This is a genomic window from Streptomyces anatolicus (assembly GCF_019400875.1).
GTDB classification, from domain to species: Bacteria; Actinomycetota; Actinomycetes; order Streptomycetales; family Streptomycetaceae; genus Streptomyces; species Streptomyces anatolicus.
Window position 1 is genome coordinate 1 of the sequence record NZ_WMBF01000725.1, and the last position, 2,222, is coordinate 2,222.

The window sequence follows — 2,222 nt, forward strand, 5'->3', positions numbered from 1 at the left end:
GCGCTGAGAGGCGGGCGTGGGTGGGCGGGTGTTTGCCCGGCGCTGACGGGCGGGTGCGCTCGGGCGTGATGGGGGGCAGCCAGGGGCGATCAGTCCGTGCGGTCCTCCGGACGTGAGGCGCGAGGGGTTACCAGGCCTGATTCGTAGGCCGCTATGACCGCTTGGGCGCGGTCGCGGACGGACAGTTTGTCGAAGATGCTGGTGATGTAGTTCTTGACGGTGGAGACGCTGATCGCCAGGTCACGGGCGATCTCCGCGTTGTCGTGGCCGGTGGCCATGAGGCGCCACACCTCGACCTCGCGGGGCGTCAGGCCCCCGGCCGCCTCGGGGGAAGTCCGCGCCCCGCCCGGGGTGCGTACGTACGTGGAGATCAGCCGCGTGAGCAGCCGCGGCGCGACGACGGCCTCCCCGGCGTGGACCGTGCGGATCGCCGCGCCCAGCTCCTCCGGGGAGCTGTCCTTGGGCAGGAACCCGTACGCCCCGGCGCGCAGGGCCCCCACCACGTACTCGTCGAGGTCGAAGGTGCTGAGGGCCAGGACCCGGCAGCCGGGCACCTCGGCGGCGAGTTCCGCGGTCGCGCCGACGCCGTCGAGGACGGGCATGCGGATGTCCATCACCACCACGTCGGGGCGGAGCCGGCGGGCGAGGGCGACGGCCTCGGCGCCGTCCCCGGCCTCGCCCACCACCTCGATGGACGGGTCGGGGGTGAGGATCAGCGACAGGCCGCGGCGGACCAGGGGCTGGTCGTCCACGATCAGCACCTTGATCCTGGACGGAGCCGACCGCCCGGTCTCAAAGGTCTCGGTCTCAAAGGTCTCGGTCTCGGTCTCGGTCTTGGTCTCGGTCTCGGTCATCGGGGCGTCCCCTCGTTCTGGGTGGCCGCTCCGGCCGCCCCATCGGTGCCGTCGGCGTCATCCATGGGCAGCGGCAGCTCGGCCACCACGGCGAACCCGCCATCGGCCCGCGGGCCCACCGTGAGCGTGCCGCCGTGCAGGGAGACGCGCTCGCGCATGCCGATGAGGCCGTAGCCGCCCGGGCCCACCGCCGACGCCCCCTCCTGCGGGGACGCGCCCCCGCCGTTGTCCCGCACCTCTATGGTGACCCGCTCCTGGTGGTAGGTCAGTTGTACGGAAGCACGAGCACGCCCCGCGTATTTGCGGGCGTTGGTGAGGGCTTCCTGGGCGATCCTGAACACCGTGAGGCCGACGGTCGGCGGCAGCGCGCGCCTCGGCCCGCTGACGGTGAACTCGGTCGGCAGTCCGGCGAGGCGGGACTCGGCGACCAGGCGGTCGAGGTCGTCGGCGCCGGGCTGGGGCAGCGAGGGCGCGGCCTCCGGTTCGTCGTCGGCCCGCAGCACGTCGAGGAGTTGGCGCATCTCGCGCAGGGCGAGCCGCCCGGAGGACTCCAGGGTGACCAGGGCGTCCCGGGCGATCTCCGGCCGGGCGAGGTTGGCGCGGGCGCCACCGGCCATCAGCTGCATGGTGGTGATGTGGTGGGCCACGATGTCGTGCAACTCCCTCGCGATACGGCGGCGTTCGTCCGCCACCGCCCGCTCGGCGACAAGCTCGCGGTTGGCCGCCACCTCCTGCTGCCAGCGGTTGATCGCCAGGGCGGTGCCGACGACGATGAGGGCCGTGAGGGGCGAGGCGAGGGCGTCCCGCAAGGACGGTACGCGGCCGTCGCTCTGGCTCAGCACCGTCAGCGCCACCGTCGCGGTGGCCGCGACCGCCGTCACCCGGCCCGGGCAGGCCCTGGCGACCGAGTACAGCGCGACGACCAGCACGGCGCCGAAGTGGCTGGGCAGCGGGATGGTCAGGGCGGCCGTCGCGTCGAGCGCCAGTACGGCCGCGAGCGCCGCCACCGGGTGGCTGCGCCGGGCGAGCAGCGGCAGCGCCGCGAGGGCGACGAGGAGGAACCCGGCGGCGCTCACGTCCTGTTGTCCGTCGGGACCGTCGGGGCCGTCGGAGAACACGTAACTGAGCAGGTTCAGCGCGCAGGCGCCGCCGGCGACGAGGGCGTCGTTACGGCCTTGCCGGTCGCTGTCGGTCCCGCCGTCGGCCTCGCTGTCGGCCACGCCACCGGGCTCGCTGTCTCGGCTCCTGGGCATCCCTGTCTCCCCCCGTGTCCCGGGGGCCAGGGTCGCACAGCGGGCGTTGCGGGGGCGGTTCGCGGGTTCTGGTGATTGGGCGGGGCAGGACCCTGACCAGGACCAGGGTCCTGGT

General features: G+C 73.9%; 2 protein-coding genes. Both read right to left on the reverse strand.

Annotated features, from left to right (window positions below; translation table 11 throughout):
* Positions 1 to 89 precede the first annotated feature (89 nt).
* Positions 90 to 854: a response regulator transcription factor gene (locus tag GKQ77_RS31860; protein ID WP_219692592.1), complete on the reverse strand. Its 765-nt coding sequence runs from the start codon at positions 852 to 854 to the stop codon at positions 90 to 92.
* Positions 851 to 2,107: a sensor histidine kinase gene (locus GKQ77_RS31865; protein ID WP_219692593.1), complete on the reverse strand. Its 1,257-nt coding sequence runs from the start codon at positions 2,105 to 2,107 to the stop codon at positions 851 to 853. Before GKQ77_RS31865 ends, GKQ77_RS31860 begins: the two co-directional genes overlap by 4 nt.
* Between the last annotated feature and the right edge of the window lie 115 nt (positions 2,108 to 2,222).

Excerpts from the sequence above, each read along its gene's own strand:
- GKQ77_RS31865 (WP_219692593.1), bottom strand. The coding sequence starts at position 2,107 with ATGCCCAGGAGCCGAGACAGCGAGCCCGGTGGCGTGGCCGACAGCGAG.
- GKQ77_RS31860 (WP_219692592.1), bottom strand. The coding sequence starts at position 854 with ATGACCGAGACCGAGACCAAGACCGAGACCGAGACCGAGACCTTTGAG.